The organism is Erwinia persicina (assembly GCF_019844095.1).
In the GTDB taxonomy this organism is placed as follows: Bacteria; Pseudomonadota; Gammaproteobacteria; order Enterobacterales; family Enterobacteriaceae; genus Erwinia; species Erwinia persicina.
The window spans coordinates 285510-311534 of record NZ_CP082141.1 but is presented as its reverse complement, the minus strand read 5'-3'; the positions used below and the strand labels follow the sequence as shown (position 1 = coordinate 311534).

The following is a 26025-nucleotide window of genomic DNA, read 5'->3' as shown; positions in this document are numbered from 1 at the left end:
ATTAGTATAATGCTCGAAAACGAACATTATTGAAAGATTCCGAACATCGGAGGAGATGACGTGGAAACCAAAGACCTGATCGTAATCGGCGGCGGTATTAACGGTGCGGGCATCGCGGCAGACGCTGCCGGGCGCGGCCTGTCAGTGCTGATGCTGGAGGCGCAAGATCTCGCCTGCGCCACCTCTTCTGCCAGTTCTAAATTAATCCACGGTGGCCTGCGCTACCTGGAACACTACGAATTCCGTCTGGTGAGTGAAGCGCTGGCCGAGCGCGAAGTGCTGCTGAAAATGGCCCCGCACATTGCGTTCCCGATGCGTTTCCGCCTGCCACACCGTCCGCATCTGCGCCCGGCATGGATGATCCGCGTCGGTCTGTTTATGTACGACCATCTGGGAAAACGCACCAGTCTGCCGGGCAGTAAAGGGTTGCGTTTTGGCTCAGATTCAGTGCTTAAGCCTGAAATTGTGCGCGGTTTCGAATATTCCGACTGCTGGGTGGATGATGCCCGCCTCGTGGTACTGAATGCCCAGGAAGTGGAAAAACGCGGTGGTGAAGTACGTACCCGTACGCGAGTGACGCGTGCCTGGCGTGAAAACGGGCTGTGGACCGTGGAAGCGGAAGACATCGACAGCGGAAAAACCTTTACGTGGCAGGCTAAAGGGCTGGTCAATGCCGCCGGTCCATGGGTGAAACAGCTGTTTGATGACAGTCTGAAGCTGAAGTCGCCTTACGGTATCCGCCTGATCAAAGGCAGCCACATCGTGGTTCCGCGCGTTCACACCCAGAAGCAGGCCTATATTCTGCAGAACGAAGACAACCGTATTGTGTTCGTGATTCCGTGGATGGATGAGTTCTCGATTATCGGCACCACCGATGTTGAGTACAAAGGCGATCCGCACAATGTCAAAATTGACGATAACGAAATCGACTATCTGCTGAAGGTGTTTAACGCGCACTTCAGAAAAGATCTGGCCCGTGACGATATTGTCTGGACTTACTCCGGCGTGCGTCCACTGTGCGATGATGAGTCTGATTCTCCACAGGCCATCACCCGTGACTACACGCTGGACGTGCACGATGACGCCGGCCAGACGCCGCTGTTGTCGGTCTTTGGTGGCAAGCTGACGACCTATCGTAAGCTGGCAGAGCATGCGATGGAGAAACTGAGCAAGTACTATCCGAACATCGGCGCGGCCTGGACGAAAAACTGCGTGCTGCCGGGCGGCAGCTTTGCTGGAACGCGTGAAGACTATGCTGCCACACTCCGTCGTCGCTTCCCGTTCATTACTGAAGAGATGGCGCGCCACTATGCGCGTACCTACGGCAGTAATACGGAACTGCTGCTGAAAGACGCCACCCGTCTTGAAGATTTGGGCGAGCTGTTTGGTCACCACTTCTACGAAGCGGAGCTGCGTTACCTGGTTGAGAATGAGTGGGTACGCGTGACCGACGATGCCATCTGGCGCCGGACGAAAGAAGGGATGTGGCTGAACGATGAACAGCAGGCCCGCATCACGGCATGGCTGGCAGAACACGGTAAAAAACCAGCAGCACTGTCGCTGGCATCATAAAAAAGGGGCGACCACAAAGATGGTCGCCCCCGATAGCGATGCCTCGAAAGGGTCGACCTGTTTTTGCGGTCGACCCTTTTCTTCGTTACAACCTGATGGGTTTTATTCCCCAGATCTCATCCGCATATTCCTGAATGGTACGATCTGAAGAGAAATACCCCATATTGGCAATGTTGTGCACCGCACAGCGCGTCCACTCTTCCTGATTACGATACAACTTATCGACCTTGTCTTGCGTATCCACATAGCTACGGTAGTCGGCCAGCAGTTGATAGTGGTCGCCCAGACTGACCAGGGAATCAAAGATATTGCGGTAGCGTCCGGGCTCCTGCGGGCTGAATAAACCGGTGGCAATTTGCGTCAGGGCCAGGTGAAGTTCAGCATCTTTTTCATAAAAGTCACGCCCGTTATAACCATTGTTGCGTAACTGCTCCACCTGCGGAGTGGTGTTGCCGAAGATAAAGATATTCTCTTCCCCAACGTGCTCCTGCATCTCCACGTTCGCACCGTCCAGCGTACCAATGGTCAGCGCGCCGTTCAGAGCGAACTTCATATTACTGGTGCCAGAAGCTTCCGTCCCCGCCAGCGAGATCTGCTCAGAGAGGTCTGCCGCCGGGATAATGATCTGCGCCAGGCTGACACCGTAGTTAGGAATAAACACCACTTTGAGCTTATTTTTCACCTGTGGATCGTTATTGATCACCTGCGCCACATCGTTAATCAAATGAATAATATGCTTCGCCATAAAGTAGGCTGACGCGGCTTTCCCGGCGAAAATATTCACGCGAGGCACCCAGTCGGCGGTTGGATCGGCTTTGATACGGTTGTAACGGGTGATCACGTGCAGCACATTCAGGAGCTGACGTTTGTATTCATGAATACGCTTGATCTGCACGTCAAACATGGCGCGCGGATCGATGACGATATCCATTTTCTGGCTTACCCAGGCAGCCAGGCGCTTTTTATTCACCAGCTTGGCACTGCTGACCTGCTTGATAAACTCCGGGTAATCAATATGCTGCTCAAGTTCGCCCAGCTGACTCAGTTCGGTACGCCAGTTACGGCCAATCGCTTCATCAAGTACGTCGGACAGCGCCGGATTCGCCAGTGCCAGCCAGCGACGTGGCGTGACGCCGTTGGTTTTATTGCAGAAACGGCCAGGGAACAGTTTGGCAAAATCAGCGAACAGCGACTGCACCATCAGGTTGGAGTGAAGCTCTGATACGCCATTCACCTTGTGACTGACCACCACCGCCAGCCAGGCCATACGAATACGGCGGCCATTGTTCTCATCAATAATTGAGATACGCGACAGCAGCTCCCAGTCATCAGGATAGTATTCCTGGATCGTTTTCAGGAAGTAGTCGTTGATATCAAAAATGATTTGCAGATGTCGCGGCAGAATTTTGCCGATCATGTCCACCGGCCAGGTTTCCAGCGCTTCCTGCATCAACGTGTGGTTAGTGTAGGAGAACACCTGGCAGGTAATTTCAAAGGCATCGTCCCAGGTAAACTTGTTCTCGTCGATCAACACACGCATCAGCTCAGGGATCGCCAGTACCGGGTGCGTATCGTTAAGATGCAGCGCAATTTTATCGGCCAGGTTATCGAAGGTCTGATGCATGGCCCAGTGGCGATGGAGAATATCCTGGACCGTCGCCGACACAAGGAAATACTCCTGTCGCAGGCGTAACTCCCGCCCGGAGTAGGTTGAATCATCGGGATAAAGCACCCGCGACACGTTTTCAGAGTGGTTTTTATCTTCGACCGCGGCAAAATAGTCGCCCTGGTTAAATTTCCCCAGATTGATCTCATTACTCGCCTGCGCCCCCCACAGTCTCAGGGTGTTGGTGGCATCCGTATCGTAGCCGGGAATAATCTGGTCATAGGCGGTGGCCAGCACCTCTTCGGTTTCTACCCAGCGGGCGCGGCTGCCCTCCTGCTGGATGCGGCCGCCGAAGCGTACTTTATAACGGGTATTAAAACGCTGAAACTCCCACGGATTACCGTATTCCAGCCAGTAGTCCGGTGACTCGGCCTGACGCCCGTCAACGATATTCTGCTTAAACATCCCGTATTCGTAGCGGATACCGTAGCCGCGACCGGGCAGGCCGAGCGTGGCGAGTGAATCCAGGAAACAGGCGGCCAGACGACCGAGGCCGCCATTCCCTAATCCCGGGTCGCTCTCCTCTTCGATCAGCTCTTCGAGATCAAACCCCATCTCTTCCAGGGCCGAGCGGGCGTCGTCATAGATCCCCATCGCCAGCAGCGCATTAGAGAGCGTGCGGCCCACCAGAAACTCCATCGACAGGTAATAGACCTGGCGTACATCCTGTGAAAGCTGCGCGCGGTTTGAGCGCAGCCAGCGCTCGACCATACGGTCACGAACGGCCAGCAGGGTGGCGTTCAGCCATTCATGCTTATTGGCAATTGACGGGTCTTTACCAATGGTGAACATCAGCTTATAGGCGATCGAGTGCTTGAGTGCGTCGACACTGAGCGTCGGTGAGGCATAGGAGAACGGTGCGTTCATATCAATTTCCCATTTTCTGGTTACAACAAACGTTGATAGAGATCGCGGTAGGCCACTGCAGCCACCTGCCAGCTAAAATCCATCCCCATTGCCTGACGCTGAACATAACGCCACAACGAAGGACGGGACCAGAGAACAAAAGCACGTCGTATAGCACGCAATAACGACCAGGCATTGCTGTCTTCAAAAGCAAACCCACTGGCGATACCGTCGGCCAGGTTTTCCAGCGAGCTGTCATTTACCGTATCCGCCAGTCCTCCCGTACGCCGCACTAAGGGCAGCGTGCCGTATTTCAATCCATAGAGCTGCGTCAGCCCGCACGGCTCAAACCGGCTCGGCACCATAATCACATCAGCACCGCCGATAATGCGGTGCGAGAACGCTTCGTGATAGCCAATCTGCACCCCAACCTGACCCGGATACTCTGCCGCTGCGGCCAGGAACCCCTGCTGCAGCTCGGCATCCCCTGCCCCCAGTAGAACCAGCTGACCGCCCTGCTCCAGTAAGCCCGGCAGGGCTTCCAGCACCAGATCCAGCCCCTTCTGTTTCGTTAAGCGGCTAACCACGGCAAAGACCGGCGCTTTATCGTCAACGTTCAGCCCCATGGTGATCTGCAACTGCCTTTTGTTCTCCAGCTTGGCATCCAGCACATCACGGTTGTAACGTGCATTCAGCAGCAGATCGTGCTCGGGATCCCAGATCGCCGGATCGACACCGTTGAGAACCCCGGTCAGCCTTCCCTCCAGCTGGCGCTGTTTAAGCAGATCCTCCATGCCATAGCCATACTCCGGCAGGGTGATCTCACGCGCGTATGTTGGGCTGACCGCGGTGATATGATCGGCATAAAACAGTCCGGCCTTAAGGAATGAAATCTGACCGTAGAATTCCAGACCGTGCATGCTGAAAAATGACGATGGGATCTGCAGCAAATCCAGATGCCTGGCATCAAACAGCCCCTGATAGGCCAGGTTATGCACCGTAAACACCGATTTCGCCGGACGCCCACGCGCGGCCAGGTAGGCGCAGGCAAGGCCCGCGTGCCAGTCATGCGCGTGAACAATATCCGGTCGCCACCAGTCATCCAGCCCACAGCCCAGCTCACAGGCGACCCACCCCAGCAGGGCAAATCGTATATGGTTATCGGGGTAAGCATACTGCGATTCATCGTGATACGGGCTGCCGGGACGATTGTACAGACCCGGCGCATCGATCAAATAAATCCCAACACCACCAAAATGACCAAAATGTAACTCGACATCGCCAGCAAAGGTTTGCAGCTTCGCCACCACCTGAATATCAGTGATGGCTTTAGTCAGCGCCGGGAATCCGGGCAGTAACACCCGGGTATCCGTCCCTTCTGCAATTTGCGCCGCCGGTAATGCCCCAATAACATCAGCAAGTCCGCCGGTTTTTAGCAGCGGGAAAATTTCTGAACAGACGTGTAGCACCTGCATTATCGGCTCCTTTTCATATACCCTGAGCAACTCAAACTGCATCAGTCTTAGCTGCATCGCTCGGGTACAGTCATATTGACGTGTTATTGCGTCTGATTAACGCCAGCCAAGCTTCGCCAGCATTGTCCTTGTGACAAGAACGATCCCTTCTTCCGATCGGTGGAAGCGCCGGGCATCGTCATCCGGGTTTTCACCAATTACCGTTCCTTCTGGCAGTACGCAGGCCCGATCTATCACACAACGTCTCAGGCGGCAGGAACGACCCACCTCAACGTCTGGCAGTAAAACCGATGACTCAATATTGCAGAAGGAGTTAATTCGAACCCGGGAGAACAGCACCGAGTTCACCACCACGGAACCAGAGATAATGCAGCCCCCTGACACCAGTGAATTCATTGTCATACCATGGCTACCCGAGCGATCCTGCACAAACTTAGCGGGCGGCAGCGGTTCCATATGGGTGCGGATTGGCCAGGTACTGTCATACATGTCCAGTTCCGGCATCACCGAGGCGAGATCCAGGTTGGCTTTCCAGTATGCTTCCAGCGTCCCGACATCCCGCCAGTAAGGCTCCGCTGTCTCATCATGCTGCACGCAGGAGAGGCTGAACGAGTGGGCCAGTGCTTCGCCACTGGCCACGATTTTGGGCAACAGATCTTTGCCAAAGTCATGGCTCGACTGCGGCAGTTCCTGATCCTCTTCCAGCAGGCCAAAAAGATATTCGGCATCAAAAACATAAATACCCATGCTGGCTAACGCACGGCTACTGTCACCGGGCATCGCGGGCGGTTGCTCCGGTTTCTCAAGGAACTCCACCACCTTGTTGTCCTCATCCACCTTCATCACGCCGAAGGCGCTGGCTTCCTCCAGCGGCACAGGCAGGCAGGCAATCGTACAGCGTGCGCCATTCTCCACGTGGTCAATCAGCATGCGCGAATAGTCCATCTTGTAGATGTGATCACCGGCCAGGATCACGATGTACTGCGCGCGATAGCGACGAATAATATCGAGGTTCTGCGTAACGGCATCCGCGGTGCCGCGATACCAGTGATCGGTGGAGAGGCGCTGCTGGGCGGGTAGCAGATCGACAAATTCGTTCATCTCTTCGTTGAGGAATGACCAGCCTCGCTGAATATGTTGTACCAGCGTATGTGACTGGTATTGCGTGATGACCGCAATCCGCCGGATACCGGAATTCAGACAGTTCGACAGCGCAAAGTCGATAATGCGAAACTTCCCACCAAAATGGACGGCAGGTTTGGCGCGCTTGGCGGTGAGATCTTTCAGACGCGTACCGCGGCCACCCGCGAGGATCAACGCCACCGTTTGAGTCGGTAATTGCCTTGCCAGCATTACAGGGTCGTTCTTATCTAATTTGGCCATGTCTGATTCCTATTATGATTGTTCCTGGAACACACACACTCCGTGTGCTGCCCCATGCCAGACAGTTGACAGGATCGGGTTATCATCCCCGGCGAAGGGAGGTATGGCGTGCCATTGCCCTTCAGGTAATACCAGGTCATACACGTCTTCGGTGGCGTTGATCGTTATCAGCCAGTGCTGTGAAAGCCTGACCTGTAACCGATGTGCCCCCTGTTCCCACTGCGCAGTCGTCAGCGGCTGTCCCTGGTCGTTCAGCCACTCAACATTGCCATCCCCCTCCTGCCACCAGCGATCGCTCTGCAGCGCCGGAATACGGCGACGCAGATGGATCAGGGCGGCGGTGAAAGCAAACAGCCCGCGATCGTGCTGCTGCCAGTCGAACCATGTCAGCGGGTTATCCTGGCAGTACGCATTATTATTTCCGTGCTGGCTGTGACCGTGTTCATCCCCGGCCAGCAGCATCGGCGTGCCCTGCGACAACAGCAGTGTGGTCAGCAGGGCATGAACGCTGCGGCGGCGGTGTTCCACCACCAGCAGCGGCGCATTTAGTCCTTCCACACCGTGGTTATGGCTGAAGTTGTTGCTGCTGCCATCACGGTTATCTTCGCCGTTGGCCTCATTGTGTTTACGCTCAAAACTCACCACATCGCGAAGCGTGAAACCGTCGTGAGCGGTCACTAAATTGATGCTGCCTGAAGGCAGGCGACCGTTGCGGTCGAACACATCGCTCGAACCGGCGAAGCGCCGCGCAAAGTCACCGTTGGTCATCTCACCGTGCAGCCAGTAGCGCCGCGCGGTATCGCGGAAATGGTCATTCCACTCGGCAAACGGAGGCGGAAAGTTGCCCACCTGATAGCCGCCGGGGCCGATATCCCAGGGCTCGGCAATCAGCTTGCAGGCAGACAGTAGCGGATCCGCAGCAATGGCCTGAAACAACGGCGCGTTCTGCTGATAGTCCGGCGTGCGCCCCAGTACGGTGGCCAGGTCAAAGCGAAAACCATCAACATGGCACTCCTCGACCCAGTAACGCAGGCAGTCGAGCATCCACGCCATGACCTGCGGATGGCTGAGATTTTGCGTATTGCCGCAGCCCGTCCAGTTTTGATAGCCACCCTGGCCGTCCAGCCAGTAGTAGCTCTGGTTGTCGATGCCCCGCATGGACAGCGTGGGGCCGTCCTCTTCCAGTTCGGCCGTGTGGTTAAACACCACATCGAGGATCACCTCAATCCCCGCCTGATGCAGTGCCTTCACCGCCTGCTGGAACTCCTGACGCGGGTTCTCCTCACAGGACGCATAACGCCCCTCCAGCGCATAGCAGGCCAGCGGGTTATACCCCCAGTAATTACTCAGGCCCATCCTTAGCAGCCGGGGTTCACTGGCGAAGCAGGCGACGGGCAGCAACTCCAGGCTGGTGATCCCCAGACGCTGGAAGTAGTCGATCATCACCGGATGCCCGAGTGCCGCATAGGTACCACGCAGGGCTTCCGGAATGTCCGGATGCTGTTTGGTCAGGCCGCGCACGTGGGCCTCATAAATCACGGTGCTGCCCCAGGGCACGCGGGGGGCAACATCGTCTCCCCAGTCAAAATCATCGGCCCGCACCACCCCTTTCGGCGCCCGTGGCCCGCTGTCAGTCGCATCGGGCTGCTCCCCGCCAGACTGGAAGCACGGGTCGTCGGTCACTTCGCCCTCCACGTCATGTGCGCAGGGGTCGAGCAGCAGTTTGGCCGGATTAAAACGCTGGCCCTGCCGGGGCTGCCACGGGCCGTGGACGCGGTAGCCATACCGCTGCCCGGGTTTACAGGCGGGAAGATAGCCGTGCCAGATATCACCACTTCGTGCGGGAAGATCCACGCGTGTTTCCACACCGCTGGCATCAAACAGGCACAGCTCGACGCGTTCCGCATGCTGGGAGAACAGCGTAAAGTTCACGCCTTTGCCGTCATAGCTGGCACCGCGTGGTGCTGGAAGCCCCTCCCGTAACGGTGTCATTCCGCCTCCCGCACCAGCCACAACGTAGACAGAGCGGGCAGCGTCAGACTCAGTGAGTGGCTACGGTTATGGCTGCCCCAGTCGTCGGTACTGACCGTGCCGAGGTTACCGTTGTTGCCGCCGTGATAGTGACCTGAATCCGTGTTCAGCACTTCGCGCCAGCGTCCGGCACCGGACACGCCAAAGCGGTAGTCATAGCGGGGCACCGGCGTAAAGTTACTGGCGACAATCAGCTCATTACCGTCGCGGTCACGGCGGATAAAGACAAACACCGAGTTATCGAAATCATCCACGACCAGCCACTCAAATCCTGCCGGATCGAAGTCCTGCTGGTAGAGCGGCGTATGCGCCCGGTAAGTGTGGTTCAGATCCCGCACCAGACGCTGTACGCCGTTGTGCCAGTTGTCTTCCCCTTCCAGCAGATGCCAGTCGAGGCTGGTATCGTGGTTCCACTCTTTGCCCTGGGCAAACTCATTACCCATAAACAACAGCTTCTTCCCGGGGAATCCAAACATCCAGCCGTAGTAAGCGCGCAGGTTGGCAAACTTCTGCCAGGCATCACCCGGCATCCGGTCAAGAATCGAACGTTTTCCGTGTACGACTTCATCGTGCGACAGCGGCAGGACGAAGTTTTCGGTGTAGTTGTAAAGCATGCCGAAGGTCATCAGATTGTGGTGATGACGGCGATGGATCGGATCCAGCTTCATGTAATCAAGCGTGTCGTGCATCCAGCCGAGGTTCCATTTGAACCAGAAGCCCAGCCCGCCCATTTCCGGCGGCCGCGATACGCCATCAAAGTCAGTCGACTCTTCGGCCACGGTGATGGAACCCGGTGCGGCATGGCCGAGGGTCCGGTTGGTGTAACGCAGGAAGGAGATCGCCTCCAGATTCTCGCGCCCCCCCAAATGGTTAGGCACCCACTCGCCTTCGGCGCGGCTGTAGTCACGGTAGATCATCGAAGCAACCGCATCCACCCGCAGCCCGTCAATGCCAAAACGCTCGATCCAGTACAGTGCATTGCCGGCGAGATAGTTACTCACCTCACGACGGCCAAAATTATAAATCAGCGTGTTCCAGTCCTGATGGAAGCCCTCGCGCGGATCCCCATGTTCGTACAGCTCCGTGCCGTCAAACTTCGCCAGACCAAAGTCATCGGAAGGGAAATGACCGGGAACCCAGTCCAGCAGCACATTAAGCCCGGCATTATGGGCAGCGGTGATAAAGGCGCGGAAATCGTCGCGGGTACCGAAACGCCGCGTCGGGGCATACATCCCCAGCGGCTGATAGCCCCAACTGCCGTCAAAGGGGTGCTCATTGATCGGCAGCAACTCCAGATGGGTAAAGCCCATCTCTTTGGCGTAAGGCACCAGCTGCTCTGCCAGCTCTTTATAACTCAGCCAGAAGTGGTTATCCGTATGACGACGCCAGGATCCCAGGTGAACTTCATAAATGGAGATCGGCGCATCAAAGCCATTGGCACGCTGGCGCTCCGGTGACAGGGTGGTCTTTTCCGGGATACCACAAATCATCGACGCCGTCTGCGGACGCATCTGCGCCTCAAAGGCGTAAGGGTCAGCTTTTAATCTCAGCTGACCGTCTTTATCGATAATTTCAAATTTATACAGCTGACCGGGGCGGGCCGCCGGGATAAACAGCTCCCATACGCCGATTTCACGACGCAGGCGCATGGGATGCCGACGGCCATCCCAGTAGTTAAATTCTCCGACCACAGACACGCGCTGCGCGTTTGGCGCCCAGACGGCAAAGCGCGTGCCGATAACCCCATCAATAACGTCTGCGTGGGCGCCCATGGTTTCATAGGGGCGCAGATGAGTCCCCTCGGCCAGCAGCCAGCTGTCCATTTCCGGTAAAAGCGGGCCAAAACGGTACGCATCATCAATGAGATTTTGCTGGCCGTGCCAGGTGACAGCCAGTTGATAGCGAAACGGGTTCTTACGTTTTGGGATCACCCCATGAAAAAAACCCCTGGCGTCCAGGGACTCCAGCTGCACACATTTATTCCCCGTGCTGGTTTCGATCACCCAGACTTCGCTCGCATCAGGTAGCAGGGCGCGTACCTCTAAACCCTTATCAGTCTTATGCATACCCAGGAGTGAAAAGGGGTCAGCAAAATGACCTGAGACTAACGCGTTAATTGCATGACGATCCATAAGCTCTGACATGACTTTCTTCCCGTGATGAGTGGCAGGCGACTGGCGGCCTCCATTGAAGGGTCATGGCCAGTGCACTGCTCTTCATTGAGCTCAACGCACGCTGACCGGCAGGAAACCCTCCACTGGAAAAAAACCACCGCAGCGTGCAAGAAATAGCGTATCGAAAACTCAAAATGTTTTAGGGGCAGATACGTTTTAAGCATAGCCAGGGGAAAACAATAGCCATGGACGAAAGCGTAAATATATTTCGTTTAGATCAAAGTTTACTGCTGTAAAGGCATGAGGCAGGAGCATCAGAACCTTCTTAGACCCGCTCGCAGCCAGGCCGCAGGGGTTAAGAGGTGCTGAAATCTGGCGGGAAGGATCGCCAGTTAAAAAAAAGGGCAGGTACGGCTAATAATCGTGAAAAATGGCGATGCACACAGAAACAGGCTGACATGTCCCCCGCCCCTGGCGGGGGAACAGGAAGGATATTATGCCACCAGAAGGCGCAACATCCGGCGCAGCGGTTCTGCAGCCCCCCACAGCAACTGATCGCCCACGGTAAAGGCAGAAAGGTAGTCCGGCCCCATATTGAGCTTGCGCAGACGCCCAACCGGCGTGTTCAGTGTGCCGGTCACGGCAGCCGGGGTCAGTTCACGCATGGAAATCTCGCGGTCGTTTGGCACCACGTTTACCCATTCATTGTGCGCGGCCAGCATCTGCTCAATGTCGGTGAGCGGTACGTCTTTTTTCAGCTTCAGTGTAAAGGCCTGGCTGTGACAGCGCAGCGCGCCGACACGGACGCAGAGACCGTCAACCGGGATCACGCTGCTGGTGCGCAGGATTTTGTTGGTTTCGGCCTGACCTTTCCACTCTTCGCGCGTCTGGCCGTTATCCAGCTGCTTGTCGATCCACGGGATCAGACTGCCCGCCAGCGGAACGCCAAAGTTATCGGTTGGCAGCACGCCTGCACGGCTCAACTCCGTCACTTTACGCTCGATGTCGAGGATGGCCGAGGCCGGATCCTGCAGCTCCTTCGCCACATGATTATGCAACATGCCCATCTGGGTCAGCAGCTCACGCATATGACGTGCGCCGCCGCCGGAAGCCGCCTGATACGTGGCCACCGACACCCACTCCACCAGGTTGTTTTCAAACAGGCCGCCCAGCGACATCAGCATCAGGCTGACGGTACAGTTACCGCCGACAAACGTTTTGATACCGTTGTTCAGACCGTCATGGATCACCTTGTGGTTAACCGGGTCAAGGATGATGATGGCGTCATCTTTCATACGCAGCGTTGAGGCAGCATCAATCCAGTAACCGTTCCAGCCCGCCGCACGCAGCTTAGGGTAAATGTCGCTGGTGTAGTCCCCGCCCTGGCAGGTAATGATAATATCCAGCGCTTTCAGCGCGTCGATATCAAAGGCATCCTGCAGCGTGCCAGCCGACTGGCCCGCGAAGGCCGGGGCCGCCTGACCGTGCTGAGACGTTGAGAAGAATACCGGACGGATCACATCAAAATCGCGCTCTTCACTCATGCGTTGCATCAGTACCGAGCCCACCATCCCACGCCAACCTACTAATCCAACCGTCTTCATCTTTACCTTTATCCCGGGTCCCCGTACCGGCCATTTCCACCCCCGGCAGTGCCCGTCATCCTCACGTACAACTGTACGCTCCGGCTGCGGTGTGCTGGCAGTAAGCAAACTGGCTACGACAGTGACGCCTGACCTGTTAGAGTTAAAACAATATGATTGCTAAACCTTACAAGGTGCAGCAAAAGTGGCAAGTGAATTAAATCGATTAGATGGTTTTTTTTAGCAGCGCTGCTTATAACGTAGCGACATTGATTAATAACGAGAACAACAACGATGACTGAAATGATCTCCGCGACGATATTATTGTTGCTGATTATGGATCCGCTGGGCAATTTGCCGATTTTTATGTCGGTTTTAAAACATCTGGAGCCGAAACGTCGTAGGGTGGTGCTAATGCGCGAAATGCTGATCGCGCTGTTCATCATGCTGCTGTTTCTGTTCGCCGGGGAAAAAATTCTCGCCTTCCTCAATCTGCGGACGGAAACCGTGTCGATCTCGGGCGGCATCATCCTGTTCCTGATCGCCATTAAGATGATTTTCCCTTCGCAGGAGAGCAGCAGTACCGGGCTTTCTGCGGGAGAAGAACCCTTTCTGGTACCACTGGCCATCCCGCTGGTCGCCGGACCTTCACTTCTTGCCACACTGATGCTGCTGTCGCATCAGTACCCAAGCAATATGGGCCATCTGGTTGGGGCGCTGCTGATCGCCTGGGGGCTGACCGTAGTGATCCTGTTGCTGTCGGGACTGTTCTTAAGACTGCTGGGGGACAAAGGGGTGAATGCGCTGGAACGACTGATGGGGCTGATTCTGATTATGCTGGCGACGCAGATGTTTCTGGATGGGATACGGACGTATTTGAAACTCTGAGGGTGGCGGGTGGACCTCAAAAGACGGTCCGCCCGCAGTATCTCCTACGACAACAGTTCGAAGGCGATCATTCCGATAATCGCGCCGACGGTGCCGAGGATCGTTTCCATCAGCGTCCAGGTCTTCAGCGTCTGCGCTTCGGTTGCCCCGGTAAAACGGCCAAACAACCAGAAACCAGCGTCGTTAACGTGGCTGCAGATAATGGAGCCCCCGGCAATGCAGATCGACAGCGCGGCCATCTGCGCGCCGGAATAGTGCAGCGGCTCGATCACCGGCATAATCAGCCCGACGGCGGTCAGACAGGCGACGGTAGCCGAGCCCTGAATAATACGCACCGCGCCCGCCAGCACAAAGCAGGCCAGCGCCACCGGTAAACCGGCACCCGTTAACGCATTACCCAGTGCCGGGCCAACGCCGGAATCCACCAGCACCTGCTTGAATACCCCTCCGGCCCCAATGACCAGCAGAATAATCCCCGCCGGCTGGAGCGCTGCGCCGCAGATCTCCATGACGCGTTCTTTGTCCATGCCCTGTCGGTAGGCCAGGCCATAAATGGCGACCAGGCAGGCCAGCAGGATCGCGGTAAACGGATGGCCGATAAACTCCAGCCACTCGTACAGCGTCGAGCCCGGTGCGGTAAATCGCGCACCGATGGTTTTCAGGCCCACCAGCAGCAGCGGGAACAGGATCAGCGACAGACTGAAACCAAAGGAGGGCAGCTTGCTCTCATCGAATTCGGGATGATCGCCCTCTGCCGGAACGCCAAAGGTCACGTGCTGGCTGATAAAACGGCCAAACAGCGGCCCGGCAATCAACATCCCCGGGATCGCCGCGCAGAGGCCCAGCAGGATCATCCAGCCAAAATCAGCATGCATCTGGGACGCCAGCAGCATCGGTGCAGGCCCAGGCAGCAGGAAGGCCGCTGCCGCCGCAACGCCGGCGAACAGCGGGATCACCAGCTTCACCAGGTTATCGCCGGTACGGCGTGCTACCGCAAAGGCAATGCTTATCAGTAGCACCACCGCCACTTCGAAAAACAGCGGCAGCGCACAAATCAGCCCGGCGATCCCCATTGCATAATGCGCGCGGCTTTCGCCAAAGGTTTTCAGCATGCGGATGGCAATCTGGTCGACCGCGCCGGTTTCATGCAGGATCTTGCCGAACATCGCCCCCAGCGCCACCACAATCGCCAGGAATCCGAGCGTGCCGCCCATGCCCTTTTCCATCGTTGTGGCAATTTTATCCAGCGGCATCCCGGAAAACAGGCCCGCCCCGATAGAGACTAACATCAGCGCAACAAAGGCGTGCATCCTCGCCTTCATCACTAAAAAAAGCAGCAGCAGAACCGACCCTGCCGCCGTTAATACCAGTGTTGCAGTACTCATGACACCCTACTTAGTTTTCACTGTCGCGCCGTCAATAGTTTTCAGCGTTGCCGCGACAACCTCATCAAGGGACTGATTAATATCAACAACCAGAACATCGTGCTCATCACTGCCCGGCTCTTCCAGCGTGGCAAACTGAGTCACCAGCATTTGCGGCTTAAAGAAGTGCCCTTTGCGCGCGCGCAGACGCGACTCAATGGTATCGAAGTCACCTTTGAGATAAACGAATGAGAGGTTGTTATTACCCTTACGCAAAATATCGCGATAACTTTTTTTCAGCGCCGAACAGACGATCAGTGAAACATCGTTAGTGCGCTGCATGGCGAACGCGGCATCGTTGATCGACTCCAGCCACGGGCGGCGGTCATCATCATTCAGCGGATGGCCGGCCGACATTTTTTCAATGTTGGCACGCGGGTGCAGGAAGTCGCCATCGAGGAAAGCAGCGTTAAGCTGATGCGCAACGGCATTGGCAACGGCAGACTTGCCGCTTCCGGATACACCCATCAGTACAAAGACGTGATTAGGCGTTGAATGAGTGGTCATTATTGTGGCTCCGGCAGAGAGGTAGCAGATGAGTCAGTTAATTTGTTATCGGTAACATTGTCTGGATGTGTATGGATTATGGCAACAGCCACGGCGGAAAAAGCTGGTAAATGTGAGGTGCTTCAAAAAAACAGCAGATTCAGACAGGAGGTGGCACAAAGGGACAAGTCAGGAGCGGGCAACGGTGTGCCCGCCGGGTATCAGATACTGCCGCCGAGCAGGATAGTAAAGCCGACATCCACCGGGGACGGGCCCGCGACGTCACCGCGAATACGTGCCAGCAGCAGCGTGGCGGACGCCTGCCCCATCTGCTCACGGGGCGTCTGCACTGTGGCCAGCGGCGGATTGACCACATGGGCAATATCATGACCGTGAAAGCCGGCAATGGCCATCTGCTGCGGCACCTGTAATCCCTGGCGCTGACACTCAAACATCGCGCCAACGGCCAGATCATCGTTGGTGCAGAACAGGCTATCGGTGAGAGGGTAGCGTTTCTGCGCCTCACACATCAGCATCGCTCCGGCAGAGAATGATGATGCTGCCTCCATCATCACGCTCCGGGGTTCCAGGCCGGCTTCGATCATCGCCAGACGATAACCCTGCTCTTTCTGCAGCGTTCGCTCATCAAGTCGCGCCCCCAGATAGACGGTATGGCGGTGCCCTCTTTGCAGAATGGCGTGGGTCATCTGCCGGGCCGCCTCAACATTATCAAAGCCGACCGCCATATCCAGACAGGGCGAGACAGAGTCCATCATCTCTATCACCGGGATACCGGCCGTTTCGATCATTCGCAGGCTGGCCGCCGTATGGGTGCGTTCGGTAAGGATCAGCCCGTCGATATTCCAGCCCAAGAGCGAACGCAGCTGTAGCTCTTCTTTTTCGGCGCTGTAACCGAAATGCCCTACCAGCGTCTGATAACCCGCCGTATCGGTGACCGCTTCAATCCCACGCAGCACATCAGCAAATACCTGATTGGTCAGCGAGGGAAGCAATACGCCAATCGCCCGACTGGTGGCGTTGGAGAGCATGTCAGGTGCGCGATTTGGGATATAACCCAACTCATCTAACGCAGCCGCAATCTTGCCCTGCAGCGCGGCAGAGACCTGATCGGGATGACGCAGATAGCGGCTGACGGTCATTTTGGTGATACCGATGCGATCGGCAACATCCTGTAGTACCGGTCTTTTTTTCTTCATCAGACTTCAGCTAGTGGGGACAGAATTATGCTGAGTGTAACAAAAATAAGGGGAAAAACGACAAAGGGGCGATTGTCTCGCCCCTTAAAGTGTGACACGGGTTGTCATTAAACCGGTGGCAGGTCGAACAGCAGGATCTCAGCATCGCTGCTGGCTTTGATATTTAAGGACTTTTCATCCCAGACAGCAAAAGCGTCAGAGGTGGTCGCCGCCTCGCCGTTCACGGTAACATCCCCTTTCACCACCTGGATCCAGATGCGACGCCCCTCTTCCACATCTACGCTACCCTGCTCACCGGATGTCAGCGCCCAGCGCGACAGCGTCATATCCTGGAACACCTTCAGTGAACCGTCGCGGGCATCCGGCGAGAGCACCAGCTGGCGGCCCTGCACATCGTCAAAACGACGCTGTGCGTAACGCGGTTCAATGCCAGTTTTTTCCGGGATAATCCAGATCTGGTACAGATGCAGCGGCACGTCTTTAGTGGCGTTGTACTCAGAGTGACGCACGCCGGTTCCGGCGCTCATAATCTGGAACTCACCCGCCGGGATCTGCTCTTTATTGCCCATGCTGTCCTGATGCTCAACAGTACCGGACAGGACATAGGTCAGAATTTCCATATCCTTGTGGGGGTGCGTACCAAACCCCTGACCACCATCGATAACATCTTCGTTAATCACCCGCAGTGCCGAGAACCCCATAAAATTGGCATCGTAATAATCGGCAAAAGAAAAGGTGTGGTAGCTGTCCAGCCAGCCATGATTAGCATGACCGCGATCTTGTGCTTTGCGTAAGTAAATCATATTCAATTCTCCTCAACGTTTTGACACAGTCTGGACCTCTGACGCTGTGGATGATAGCGGAGAAAATTGTCTTCTCTGTTCAAAAAATTCGATTTAAAAACGAGGAAATAAACAGGGGCATTGCGGAAGCGGGTAGGTTGCAGGCAAAAAAAAGCCAGCACCCGAGCTGGCTAAGAAATACTGAAGCAATGTGAGCAATGTCGTGCTTTCCCAGTCGGTACCGGAGGTACTCCTGAAAACGCATGACAATAATAATCATTATCATTCGCACTTGTAAAGCCATTTTCTGATTATTTTTTGCTTGATTTGCCGCTGAAAAACCCTGATTTTAAAAGGGAATTCAACCCTAAGGGAGAGTGACTATGAGTGAGATTATCGTACGACATGTGGTACCCGACGATGCGCTGGCCCTCCATCAGCTTTACAGCCAGCCGGAAACCTATGCCGATACGCTACAGCTTCCTCATCCTTCCCTGAAAAAGTGGCAGGAACGTCTCGCTTCGGTCCCGGACGGCATGCAGATGCTGGTCGCCTGTATCGACAACGTGGTCGCAGGCCAGGTCACGCTGGAAGTGAACCCCCGCGTCCGCCGCCGGCATACCGCGACTTTTGGCCTGGGCGTGGACGTCCGCTATCGTGGCCGGGGCGTGGCCAAAGCCATGATGAGCACCCTGATCGATTTGTGTGATAACTGGTTAAACGTTGAACGCATTGAGCTGACGGTCTTTGCCGACAATCAGGCAGCCATCGGACTTTATCAACGCTGTGGTTTTGAAACGGAAGGCCGCGCCCGCCGTTATGCGTTACGTCAGGGTGAGCTGGTCGATGCCCTCTTTATGGCGCGCTTCCGGCCGTAACCCGCGGGGGAGCGCTTCTGCCCTCCCCGCTTCACGTCAGATGTGGATGGTTTTGACTTTACCGCGGCGCTCAATTTTCAGCGTGAGCTGCCCTGCCGGCGTATCAGCCAGCGTGTGGCGGAGCGCATGAATCTCTTCAGGCCTGACCGGGCGGGCGTTAACTCTGAGCAGCGCATCCCCATTTTGCAGGCCAAAGGGGAGTAACGCGTCGGCAGGATTGGAATACAATTCAACCCGTTTGCCGTAAAAGCGCACGGCAAGCACCCGCAGCGGAGCGGGCTCATCCCGGGTAAAATGCTGCTCACGGTAGCAAAACAGCATCTTATCGGGCAGAAACAGGTAACGATCGAAACGCACCAGAAAGTTCATCCCCAGTCCCAGCGCCCCCTGTTTATTCTCGCGCACCAGCATGTTACCCAGCGGTAACTGGTTAAATTGCAGGCCGCCCAGGAGGTAGCCATCGCTCACGCTTTCGCCGCCTAATCCCAGCGCAGGCTGGTTGATACCGGTCAGAACAGCACTCTCCGGGCGTTCACGACTGGCGTTTATCAGTTCCGTGCCGATGTAGCTGTAGTCGCTACCGGTATTGAGCGTCATATGCACCGGACGTTGATGGTAGTCCAGTACCAGTTGTGGCCCGGCGGCATCCCCGTCGCGATAGGGCACACAGGCGGGATAATCCAGGTCACCCGGCTCCTGCTGCCAGACGGTAAGCTCCCGCGTCAGGTTATCCATCTGCCAGGTAAACTGACGAAACACGTCCATGCCGACAATCCCGTCTATATTAACCCCGTTCGCCTGTGTCAACGCGCTGAGATCCGCTCCCAGCCAAGGGGTGGTAGCAGGTAGCACCGCATCGCCAATGCCAATCGCCAGCGGGCGCCAGACCTGAAGCCCTTGCTGGTGAAGAATGCCGCTCGCGCTACGAATGCTGGCAGCCAGCGTTTGCTGGTACAGCAGCGGGATCTGGTCAGCGGGTTCTTTCTGCGTCAGCTCATTCGCCAGCAGATTATCCACAACCAGCGTATTCATGCCGGTATCCAGAAGAAAGTGATACAGCCTGCCACGGATCGTCACCGGAATGATTAACGCATCCGGGCGAACGGAGGCCGTTAACAGCGGCACCGATGGCGGCACAGGCGCACGAAGAGGGTCAGCCAGAGCCGGAAATGCCGCAATATACAACGCCGCGACAGCGGTAAAGACCCACACAGAGTACTTCATAACACTCCTTGTAATACGACTTCCTCAGTTTCCATGGCGCAGGCGACATGGCGTATTGTGCCGCCACAATGTAGGGGAAACAGAAGAAAAAGTGAGGGATAAACGTGCTGATAAGCACCACTGGCAGCGAAATGAGGCAAAAATACAATTTTATGGCTTCAGACTTAAGCAAGCAGTCGCAGGCAGCATGAGATGATTTTGAGGTTTTTTTGAGGTTCCTGACGCGTATTGTTAATGAAATGTTGGTGATAAGGTGTTCCTGCTCTTTTTCAGGCTTATCGCACCGGCAAAATTAACAATAAAGGAATAACAATCATGAGTTTAAACTTAGAGAAGCAGTTTCACGGTCAGGTTTATGTGGTCACCGGCAGTACGCAGGGGCTGGGTGCTGCCGTCAGCCGTTTACTGGCAGAACGTGGAGCGCGCGGACTGGTTCTCTGTGGCCGCAATCAGCAGGCCGGGATGGCCCAGGCGCAATCCCTCCGGGCACTTGGCTGTGAAGCCCGGTTTGTCACTGCCGATATCAGCGAACCCGAGGCCTGCGAACGGGTCATTGCAGAAGCCGCCACGCACTTCGGGACACTGCATGGTCTGGTTAACTGCGCGGGCATGTCCGACCGTGGCACCATTATCGACACCTCCCCGGCGCTGTTCGACGCTATCTTCGCCGTCAACGTCCGTGCCCCTTTCTTCCTGATGCAGGCAGCAATCAAACTGATGATTGCCAGCGATGTTGAAGGCAGCATCGTTAATATCATTACCATGACCTCCCATGGCGGACAGAGTTTCCTCACGCCTTATGCGGCCTCGAAAGGGGCACTGGTGACCCTGACCAAAAATGTCGCTTTCAGCGCGATGCGCAATCGCATCCGCGTCAACGGGCTGAACATCGGCTGGATGGATACGCCGCATGAGGATGATATTCAGAAACAGTACCATCAGGCCGGTGATGACTGGCTGGAAAAAGCCGAGCGTGCGCAGCCGTTTGGTCGCCTGCTGAAACCCCGGGAAGTGGCGCGCGGCGTGGCATTTTTACTCTCTGAAGAGTCAGGGATGATGACCGGTGCGATCATCGACTTCGATCAAAACGTGGTGGGCTGTGGTGATGACGGCGCGCTGCAACCTCAGCATAAACTGGCCCTGTAAGGAGCGGAAAATGAACACACTTTACCTGACTGAAAAACAGCTGTCGGTGGATGAGTTTGCCACCGTCTGTGAGCAGACCACGCAGCTGAGAGACTTCCCGCTGGCGTATAAAGCCGAGCTGGACGTGCTGATTTACCAGCATAAGGAGCTGGCAAACGCTGCCGCCAGCGATCGCCAGTCGGTTCTCAGCGAACTGCACCGGGCGCTCTCCTCCGGCCCCGGCGTCTTCGTGGTTAAAGGGCTGTTCAGCGATATCGCGGCGGTAGATCGCAGCAGCATGTTGTTTGAACAGATCCTGCTGAGTGAATCGGAAAACAGTACCGGCGGCGACCATTTTGCCGCAGCGGGCCATAACGGGCGCATCTGGAATGCGCTACAGAAGGTGGCGGAGCGCGATGCCGATGCGTTTATTGATTACTACTGTAACCCGCTGCTGGCGCTGATCTGCGAAAGCTGGGTCGGCCCGGGTTATACCCTTACCGCACAGGTCAATCAGGTCCGCCCCGGTGGTAAAGCGCAGCAGCCGCACCGGGATTATCACCTTGGTTTTCAGAGCAATGAACAGGTGGCGCGTTTCCCACTGCCGCTGCAGATCCTGTCACAGTATCTGACGCTGCAGGGGGCTGTGGCGCACAGCGACATGCCGGTGGAGTCCGGCCCGACCCAGCTGCTGCCCTGGTCGCATCAGTATCAGGGGGGATATCTGGCATGGCGTGATGAAACGTTTATCGAATACTTCCGGCGTAACGCCATCCAGCTCCCGCTGGAAAAAGGGGATGGGTTGTTCTTTAATCCGGCGCTGTTCCATGCGGCTGGCAGTAACCATACCCATGACCATATCCGCACTGCCAACCTGTTACAGGTGTCGTCCGCGTTCGGTAAAACGATGGAAAAGGTTAATCATATTAAGGTACTGCAGCATCTCTACCCGGCGCTGCGCCTGCGCAGAATGTCAGAGGAAAAAATCAGCGCGGTGATCGCGGCAGCGGCGGAAGGCTACTCCTTTCCAACCAATCTGGATAGCGACCCGCCGGTTGGCGGCCTGGTGCCCCAGACCCAGCAGTCGCTGCTGGCGCAGGCGCTGCAGGAAAGCTGGACACCAACGCAGTTTAATCAGCGGCTTGAAGCACATCAACAGAAACGACAGGCATGAGAGAGGTAACGGGGCGACCGGATAAAAGGGTCGCCCTCATCGCATCAATACCCTGCGGTTAAATCATCAATGGTGCGCGGATCGGACGCACCGTAACGCATCCCGTCCGGCCCCAGCATAATGCTCTGGGTGCTGCCCATCGCCGACATCACTTTCACATTCTGCCCTTTCTCACTCAGCAGTTTGAGCGTGTCCGGGCTGAAGCCTTTCTCTACACGCAGTTGATCCGGCAGCCACTGATGGTGGAAGCGCGGTGCACTGGTCGCTTCGGCAACGTTCATTCCGAAATCGATGCTGTTGACCACCATCTGCAGCACGGTGGTGATTATACGGCTGCCGCCCGGGCTGCCAGTCACCAGCCAGGTTTTCCCGTCTTTAGCGATAATCGTGGGAGACATGGAAGAGAGTGGACGCTTGTACGGCTGTACCGCATTCGCTTCGCCGCCCACCAGCCCGTAAACGTTTGGTGTGCCCGGTTTGGCTGAGAAATCGTCCATTTCGTTGTTCAGCAGGATACCGCTGTTTCCCGCGACAATACCGCTGCCGAAGTTGGTGTTCAGCGTGTAAGTCACCGCCACTGCATTCCCGTCTTTATCCACCACCGAGAAATGTGTGGTCTGGTTGCTTTCATAGGGTGCCAGCTTGCCGGGTTTGATCTCTGCGGAAGGCCGCGCTTTCGCCAGATCGATCTGCTTTGCCAGAGAAGAGGCATAGGCTTTGCTGGTCAGGGCCTGCCACGGCACCTTAACAAACGCCGGGTCACCGAGATATTCGGAGCGATCGGCATAGGCATATTTTTCTGCTTCTGCCATCACCTGCATGGCATCGGCACTGCCAGAGCCCATTTTCGCCAGGTCAAAGTTTTCCAGAATATTAAGGATCTGCACAATATGGATCCCGCCGGAAGACGGTGGCGGCATTGAGAAGACCTGATAACCACGATAGGTTCCACTGATCGGCTTGCGTTCGATCGCCTGATAATTTGCCAGGTCAGCCTTGCTGATCAGGCCGCCGTGCTGCTGCATCTCCCCCGCGATCTCATCGGCAATTTTTCCCTTGTAAAAAGCATCCGGCCCCTGCTGCGCAATCAGTTCAAGGCTACGCGCCAGGTTGCGCTGTACCAGTTTATCTCCTTTCCGGTACGGCGTACCGTCGGCTTTAAAGAAGATCGCTTTGCTGTTCGGGTGTGCCAGCAGCACCTCTTTGCCATACACATTCAGGTCATCGGCCAGCGATTCATTCACCACAATGCCCTTGCGCGCCAGCGTCAGCGCCGGCTGGATCAGGGTACTGAGCGGCAGGGTGCCGTATTTCTGGCTCGCCAGTGAAAAGCCCGCGACGGTCCCCGGCACGCCGGAGGCCAGATGAGAGGTCAGGGATTTTTTGCTGTCCGCATTCCCCGCATTGTCCAGGAACATGTCGCGGCTGGCCCGCACCGGGGCCATTTCACGGAAATCAATGGACGTGGTGTTACCGGAGGCGGTGCGCAACAGCATAAAGCCACCGCCGCCGAGGTTACCCGCCTGCGGGTGCGTGACCGCCAGCGCATAGCCGACGGCAATGGCCGCATCAACCGCGTTACCGCCCTGCTGAAGGATTTTCACCCCCACTTCCGTCGCAGTGGCATCTACCGAGGCCACCATGCCGTGCTGTGCCTTCACCGGATGGAAAGTATCTGCCCCGACGCCGTAGGAAACGGGTGGCACCGCAGGCGCGGCTCCCGCCCCCTGCCACACCAGTAAACCGGCGAACAGCGACCACGACAGGCGTTTCCGCATAGCTTGTGTCATCATTGTTACATCCTTTAATTATATTTACGTTATGTTTGCCATTGATAAATAGACACAAAAATGGATGAATTGCTAACGCTAACGCAAATCAGGAGCACTCCTGGAGTGGAGGGCGTAGAGCTGACTTACACTTAAGGGAGTAACACGGAGGACGTAAAATGAAAATGAAATGGTTAGTGATTATGGTCGCAGCATTGCCGTTAACCGGCATGGCCAACATGTTGAATAACAACAGCAACACGAACAATGACCCCCAGCAACAGGGGTATAATCCGAGCACTCAGCGTCTGAAGCAGGATATGCAGAATCAGCAATCGCAGCAGAAGCTCAAGCTGCAGCAGGATCAGCAGCGCCAGCAGCAGGATTTGCAGCGTAAAATGCAGGAGCAGCGCGACAGCGCCGCCCAGCGCACCAGCAATGGACAAGTGAAGCCGTTGCAGCAGAATTGATTCTGACAGAGTCACCACAGGGGCAGCGGGAAAAAAAGCCGTCCTCTGAGGACCACCGGAATAGCCTCTCTCCAGGGGCGGGCCGAAGCGCTGGCCCGCCCTTTTCGTTAACGAAAATCCGGCCCGATGATATCAATACGATCGGTGCAGATGGCGTCCACGCCCCACTGCAACAGCTCACGCGCCCGCGCGGGCCTGTTCACGGTATAAACCAGAACCCGCAGACCCGCCTGTTTCAGCACAGTGACGCGCGCCTCATCCAGCAGTTTATGATTGAGATGGATCGACGTACAGTCCAGCGCCTGCGTCATTGCCAGCCAGTTCTCGTCCCAGCTGTCGAGCAGTAAGCCACGCGGCAGCTCGGGTGCCGCCTGCTGCGCGGCCTCCAGCGCCCGGTATGAAAAAGAAGAGAGCAGCGGGGCCACCTGGTTTTGCCACATCACGCGGGCGGCCTGCGCCACCCGCCGGCCGGTGTCCACGTCCAGCCCTGGGGTCGGTTTAATTTCGATATTCGCCATCATCTGATGCTGCCTGCAGCGCGCGGCCACGTCCGCCAGCAGCGGCAGGCGTTCGTCACTGAACGCATGACTGAACCAGCCGCCGGCATCCAGCTGCACCAGCTTATCCCATGGCTGTTCGCCCGCCAGACCCCAGCCGTTACTGGTGCGGTCGAGGGTATCGTCATGCAGCAGGAAGATCGCGTCGTCCTGCGACAGTTTGACGTCAAACTCAATCATCCGGTGCCCCAGCTGCGCACCGATATCGATGGCCGCCAGCGTATTTTCCGGCGCCAGTTTCCCGCCGCCGCGATGGGCGACAATCGGCGGGTATGGCCAGGTTTTATTCATTATTCGATCCGTTGTCCATGATGATCAAAGAAGTGTAACGCCTGCGGAGGAACCTGTAACCACAGCGTGCTGCCCCTCTCAGGGCGCACTGAGTGCGGCAGGCGTACCACCATTTTATTCTTACCCCAGCGGCCGTGGGCAAGGTTATCCGCGCCCAGCATCTCCAGCAACTCCACCACCAGCGGAATGCCGCCGTCCTGTTGTGTAGAGAGTTCAATATGCTCCGGACGGATCCCCATCGTCAACGGGCGGTCCGCCCATTTTGCTTTCGGCACTGTCAGCGGCAGCGCCATACTGTCACTGAGCGTAAAGCGTGTACCGTCAGCATTCATCTGCCCTTCCAGCAGATTCATCGCCGGGGAACCGATAAAACTGGCAACGAAGCGCGTGGCCGGACGCTCATAAATTTCAACCGGTGTTCCCAGCTGCTCCAGTACGCCCTTATTCATCACCATCACGCGCTGTGCCAGGGTCATCGCCTCCACCTGGTCGTGGGTGACGTAAAGACTGGTCGTGTTCAGGCGGCGGTGCAGCTGCTGCAGCTCAAGACGCATCTGCACGCGCAGACGCGCATCAAGGTTCGACAGCGGCTCATCAAACAGAAACACCGCTGGCTCCCGCACGATAGCGCGTCCCATTGCCACGCGCTGGCGCTGGCCGCCGGAGAGTTCACGCGGGCGGCGTTTCAGCAGCGCTTCAAGCTCCAGGCTGCGTGCTGCCTCCAGCACGCGCTGGCGGATCTGTTCTTTACCCATCCCGCGAATTTTCAGGCCCCAGGCCATATTCTCTTCCACGCTCATATGCGGATAGAGCGCGTAGTTCTGGAACACCATGGCGATACCGCGATCTTTCGGCTCCTCTTCGGTCACCCGCCGCGTGTCGATGTAAATATCGCCGCTGGTGACGCGCTCCAGCCCGGCGACCATACGCAGCAGCGTCGATTTCCCGCAGCCGCTGGGCCCGACCATCACCATAAATTCACCGTCGCGGATCGAGACATCGAGCGGCTGGATAATCGGCGTGACGCCATCGTAGGATTTGGTTACTGCCTGAAGTCTTACACCTGCCAT

The 26025-nt window shown here is 56.5% G+C and carries 20 protein-coding genes; 6 read left to right on the top strand and 14 right to left on the bottom strand.

Annotation, left to right across the window (positions count from 1 at the left end; genetic code table 11):
- The first annotated feature begins 60 nt into the window (after positions 1 to 60).
- Complete coding sequence (glpD, locus tag K6L24_RS01325) at positions 61 to 1572, top strand: glycerol-3-phosphate dehydrogenase (RefSeq protein ID WP_118665329.1); 1512 nt, start codon at positions 61 to 63, stop codon at positions 1570 to 1572.
- An 85-nt stretch (positions 1573 to 1657) separates the two neighbouring features.
- Here the strand turns inward: glpD and glgP are convergent, their stop codons facing one another.
- The 6 genes from glgP to asd form a co-directional block, all read right to left on the bottom strand.
- Positions 1658 to 4105: a glycogen phosphorylase gene (gene glgP, locus K6L24_RS01320; RefSeq protein WP_062747661.1), complete on the bottom strand. Its 2448-nt coding sequence runs from the start codon at positions 4103 to 4105 to the stop codon at positions 1658 to 1660.
- A gap of 20 nt (positions 4106 to 4125) precedes the next feature.
- Entirely contained in the window at positions 4126 to 5559 is a 1434-nt protein-coding gene (gene glgA / locus K6L24_RS01315) for a glycogen synthase GlgA (protein ID WP_222681878.1), read from the bottom strand.
- 96 nt (positions 5560 to 5655) lie between these two features.
- Entirely contained in the window at positions 5656 to 6942 is a 1287-nt protein-coding gene (glgC, locus tag K6L24_RS01310) for a glucose-1-phosphate adenylyltransferase (RefSeq protein ID WP_062747665.1), read from the bottom strand.
- A 12-nt stretch (positions 6943 to 6954) separates the two neighbouring features.
- Positions 6955 to 8934, bottom strand: coding sequence for a glycogen debranching protein GlgX (gene glgX, locus K6L24_RS01305; RefSeq protein WP_062747667.1), 1980 nt, complete (start codon positions 8932 to 8934; stop codon positions 6955 to 6957).
- The gene (glgB, locus tag K6L24_RS01300; protein WP_222681877.1) at positions 8931 to 11117 is read right to left on the bottom strand and encodes a 1,4-alpha-glucan branching enzyme; all 2187 of its coding nucleotides are present in this window, start codon (positions 11115 to 11117) and stop codon (positions 8931 to 8933) included. The genes glgX and glgB overlap by 4 nt, the downstream gene beginning before the upstream one ends.
- A gap of 464 nt (positions 11118 to 11581) precedes the next feature.
- Positions 11582 to 12691: an aspartate-semialdehyde dehydrogenase gene (gene asd / locus K6L24_RS01295; protein ID WP_222681876.1), complete on the bottom strand. Its 1110-nt coding sequence runs from the start codon at positions 12689 to 12691 to the stop codon at positions 11582 to 11584.
- Positions 12692 to 12964: 273 nt separating this feature from the next.
- On the opposite strand from asd, the gene K6L24_RS01290 reads away from it, so the two are divergent.
- Complete coding sequence (locus K6L24_RS01290) at positions 12965 to 13558, top strand: YhgN family NAAT transporter (RefSeq protein ID WP_062747673.1); 594 nt, start codon at positions 12965 to 12967, stop codon at positions 13556 to 13558.
- Between the two features lie 44 nt (positions 13559 to 13602).
- Here the strand turns inward: K6L24_RS01290 and gntU are convergent, their stop codons facing one another.
- From gntU to K6L24_RS01270, 4 genes are all read right to left on the bottom strand, one after another.
- Positions 13603 to 14943, bottom strand: coding sequence for a gluconate transporter (gene gntU, locus K6L24_RS01285; RefSeq protein ID WP_062747675.1), 1341 nt, complete (start codon positions 14941 to 14943; stop codon positions 13603 to 13605).
- A gap of 6 nt (positions 14944 to 14949) precedes the next feature.
- Positions 14950 to 15489, bottom strand: a complete 540-nt coding sequence (gene gntK / locus K6L24_RS01280) for a gluconokinase (RefSeq protein WP_187510429.1) — start codon at positions 15487 to 15489, stop codon at positions 14950 to 14952.
- A 200-nt stretch (positions 15490 to 15689) separates the two neighbouring features.
- Positions 15690 to 16685: a gluconate operon transcriptional repressor GntR gene (gene gntR / locus K6L24_RS01275; protein WP_222681875.1), complete on the bottom strand. Its 996-nt coding sequence runs from the start codon at positions 16683 to 16685 to the stop codon at positions 15690 to 15692.
- A 107-nt stretch (positions 16686 to 16792) separates the two neighbouring features.
- Positions 16793 to 17488, bottom strand: coding sequence for a pirin family protein (locus K6L24_RS01270; protein WP_222681874.1), 696 nt, complete (start codon positions 17486 to 17488; stop codon positions 16793 to 16795).
- Positions 17489 to 17850: 362 nt separating this feature from the next.
- Here K6L24_RS01270 and K6L24_RS01265 point away from each other — a divergent pair, with 362 nt between their 5' ends.
- Positions 17851 to 18345, top strand: coding sequence for a GNAT family N-acetyltransferase (locus K6L24_RS01265; protein WP_222681873.1), 495 nt, complete (start codon positions 17851 to 17853; stop codon positions 18343 to 18345).
- 36 nt (positions 18346 to 18381) lie between these two features.
- On the opposite strand, the gene K6L24_RS01260 is transcribed toward K6L24_RS01265, so the two are convergent.
- A complete protein-coding gene (locus K6L24_RS01260; RefSeq protein WP_062747687.1) occupies positions 18382 to 19569 on the bottom strand; it encodes an aspartyl protease family protein in 1188 nt (395 codons plus the stop codon).
- A gap of 315 nt (positions 19570 to 19884) precedes the next feature.
- Here K6L24_RS01260 and K6L24_RS01255 point away from each other — a divergent pair, with 315 nt between their 5' ends.
- Positions 19885 to 20715, top strand: coding sequence for an SDR family oxidoreductase (locus K6L24_RS01255; RefSeq protein ID WP_062747689.1), 831 nt, complete (start codon positions 19885 to 19887; stop codon positions 20713 to 20715).
- 10 nt (positions 20716 to 20725) lie between these two features.
- On the top strand, positions 20726 to 21868 hold the full coding sequence (locus tag K6L24_RS01250) for a phytanoyl-CoA dioxygenase family protein (protein WP_118665319.1): 1143 nt from the start codon (positions 20726 to 20728) through the stop codon (positions 21866 to 21868).
- Between the two features lie 44 nt (positions 21869 to 21912).
- On the opposite strand, the gene ggt is transcribed toward K6L24_RS01250, so the two are convergent.
- The gene (ggt, locus tag K6L24_RS01245; protein ID WP_222681872.1) at positions 21913 to 23661 is read right to left on the bottom strand and encodes a gamma-glutamyltransferase; all 1749 of its coding nucleotides are present in this window, start codon (positions 23659 to 23661) and stop codon (positions 21913 to 21915) included.
- 155 nt (positions 23662 to 23816) lie between these two features.
- Between ggt and K6L24_RS01240 the strand changes: the two genes are divergently transcribed.
- Positions 23817 to 24107 carry a DUF2756 domain-containing protein gene (locus K6L24_RS01240; RefSeq protein WP_062747695.1) on the top strand — a complete coding sequence of 97 codons (291 nt, stop codon included), beginning with the start codon at positions 23817 to 23819 and terminating at the stop codon, positions 24105 to 24107.
- 107 nt (positions 24108 to 24214) lie between these two features.
- Here the strand turns inward: K6L24_RS01240 and ugpQ are convergent, their stop codons facing one another.
- Positions 24215 to 24955, bottom strand: coding sequence for a glycerophosphodiester phosphodiesterase (gene ugpQ, locus K6L24_RS01235; protein WP_222681871.1), 741 nt, complete (start codon positions 24953 to 24955; stop codon positions 24215 to 24217).
- Positions 24955 to 26025 (bottom strand): sn-glycerol-3-phosphate import ATP-binding protein UgpC, encoded by a 1071-nt coding sequence (locus K6L24_RS01230; RefSeq protein WP_062747700.1) that lies wholly within the window; start codon positions 26023 to 26025, stop codon positions 24955 to 24957. The genes ugpQ and K6L24_RS01230 overlap by 1 nt, the downstream gene beginning before the upstream one ends.

Bases quoted from the DNA above. Each gene is read 5' to 3' on its own strand.
- glgP (WP_062747661.1), bottom strand. From the start codon at position 4,105: ATGAACGCACCGTTCTCCTATGCCTCACCGACGCTCAGTGTCGACGCA.
- glgA (WP_222681878.1), bottom strand. From the start codon at position 5,559: ATGCAGGTGCTACACGTCTGTTCAGAAATTTTCCCGCTGCTAAAAACC.
- glgC (WP_062747665.1), bottom strand. From the start codon at position 6,942: ATGGCCAAATTAGATAAGAACGACCCTGTAATGCTGGCAAGGCAATTA.
- glgX (WP_062747667.1), bottom strand. From the start codon at position 8,934: ATGACACCGTTACGGGAGGGGCTTCCAGCACCACGCGGTGCCAGCTAT.
- glgB (WP_222681877.1), bottom strand. From the start codon at position 11,117: ATGTCAGAGCTTATGGATCGTCATGCAATTAACGCGTTAGTCTCAGGT.
- asd (WP_222681876.1), bottom strand. From the start codon at position 12,691: ATGAAGACGGTTGGATTAGTAGGTTGGCGTGGGATGGTGGGCTCGGTA.
- K6L24_RS01290 (WP_062747673.1), top strand. From the start codon at position 12,965: ATGACTGAAATGATCTCCGCGACGATATTATTGTTGCTGATTATGGAT.
- gntU (WP_062747675.1), bottom strand. From the start codon at position 14,943: ATGAGTACTGCAACACTGGTATTAACGGCGGCAGGGTCGGTTCTGCTG.
- gntK (WP_187510429.1), bottom strand. From the start codon at position 15,489: ATGACCACTCATTCAACGCCTAATCACGTCTTTGTACTGATGGGTGTA.
- gntR (WP_222681875.1), bottom strand. From the start codon at position 16,685: ATGAAGAAAAAAAGACCGGTACTACAGGATGTTGCCGATCGCATCGGT.
- K6L24_RS01270 (WP_222681874.1), bottom strand. From the start codon at position 17,488: ATGATTTACTTACGCAAAGCACAAGATCGCGGTCATGCTAATCATGGC.
- K6L24_RS01265 (WP_222681873.1), top strand. From the start codon at position 17,851: ATGAGTGAGATTATCGTACGACATGTGGTACCCGACGATGCGCTGGCC.
- K6L24_RS01260 (WP_062747687.1), bottom strand. From the start codon at position 19,569: ATGAAGTACTCTGTGTGGGTCTTTACCGCTGTCGCGGCGTTGTATATT.
- K6L24_RS01255 (WP_062747689.1), top strand. From the start codon at position 19,885: ATGAGTTTAAACTTAGAGAAGCAGTTTCACGGTCAGGTTTATGTGGTC.
- K6L24_RS01250 (WP_118665319.1), top strand. From the start codon at position 20,726: ATGAACACACTTTACCTGACTGAAAAACAGCTGTCGGTGGATGAGTTT.
- ggt (WP_222681872.1), bottom strand. From the start codon at position 23,661: ATGATGACACAAGCTATGCGGAAACGCCTGTCGTGGTCGCTGTTCGCC.
- K6L24_RS01240 (WP_062747695.1), top strand. From the start codon at position 23,817: ATGAAAATGAAATGGTTAGTGATTATGGTCGCAGCATTGCCGTTAACC.
- ugpQ (WP_222681871.1), bottom strand. From the start codon at position 24,955: ATGAATAAAACCTGGCCATACCCGCCGATTGTCGCCCATCGCGGCGGC.
- K6L24_RS01230 (WP_062747700.1), bottom strand. From the start codon at position 26,025: ATGGCAGGTGTAAGACTTCAGGCAGTAACCAAATCCTACGATGGCGTC.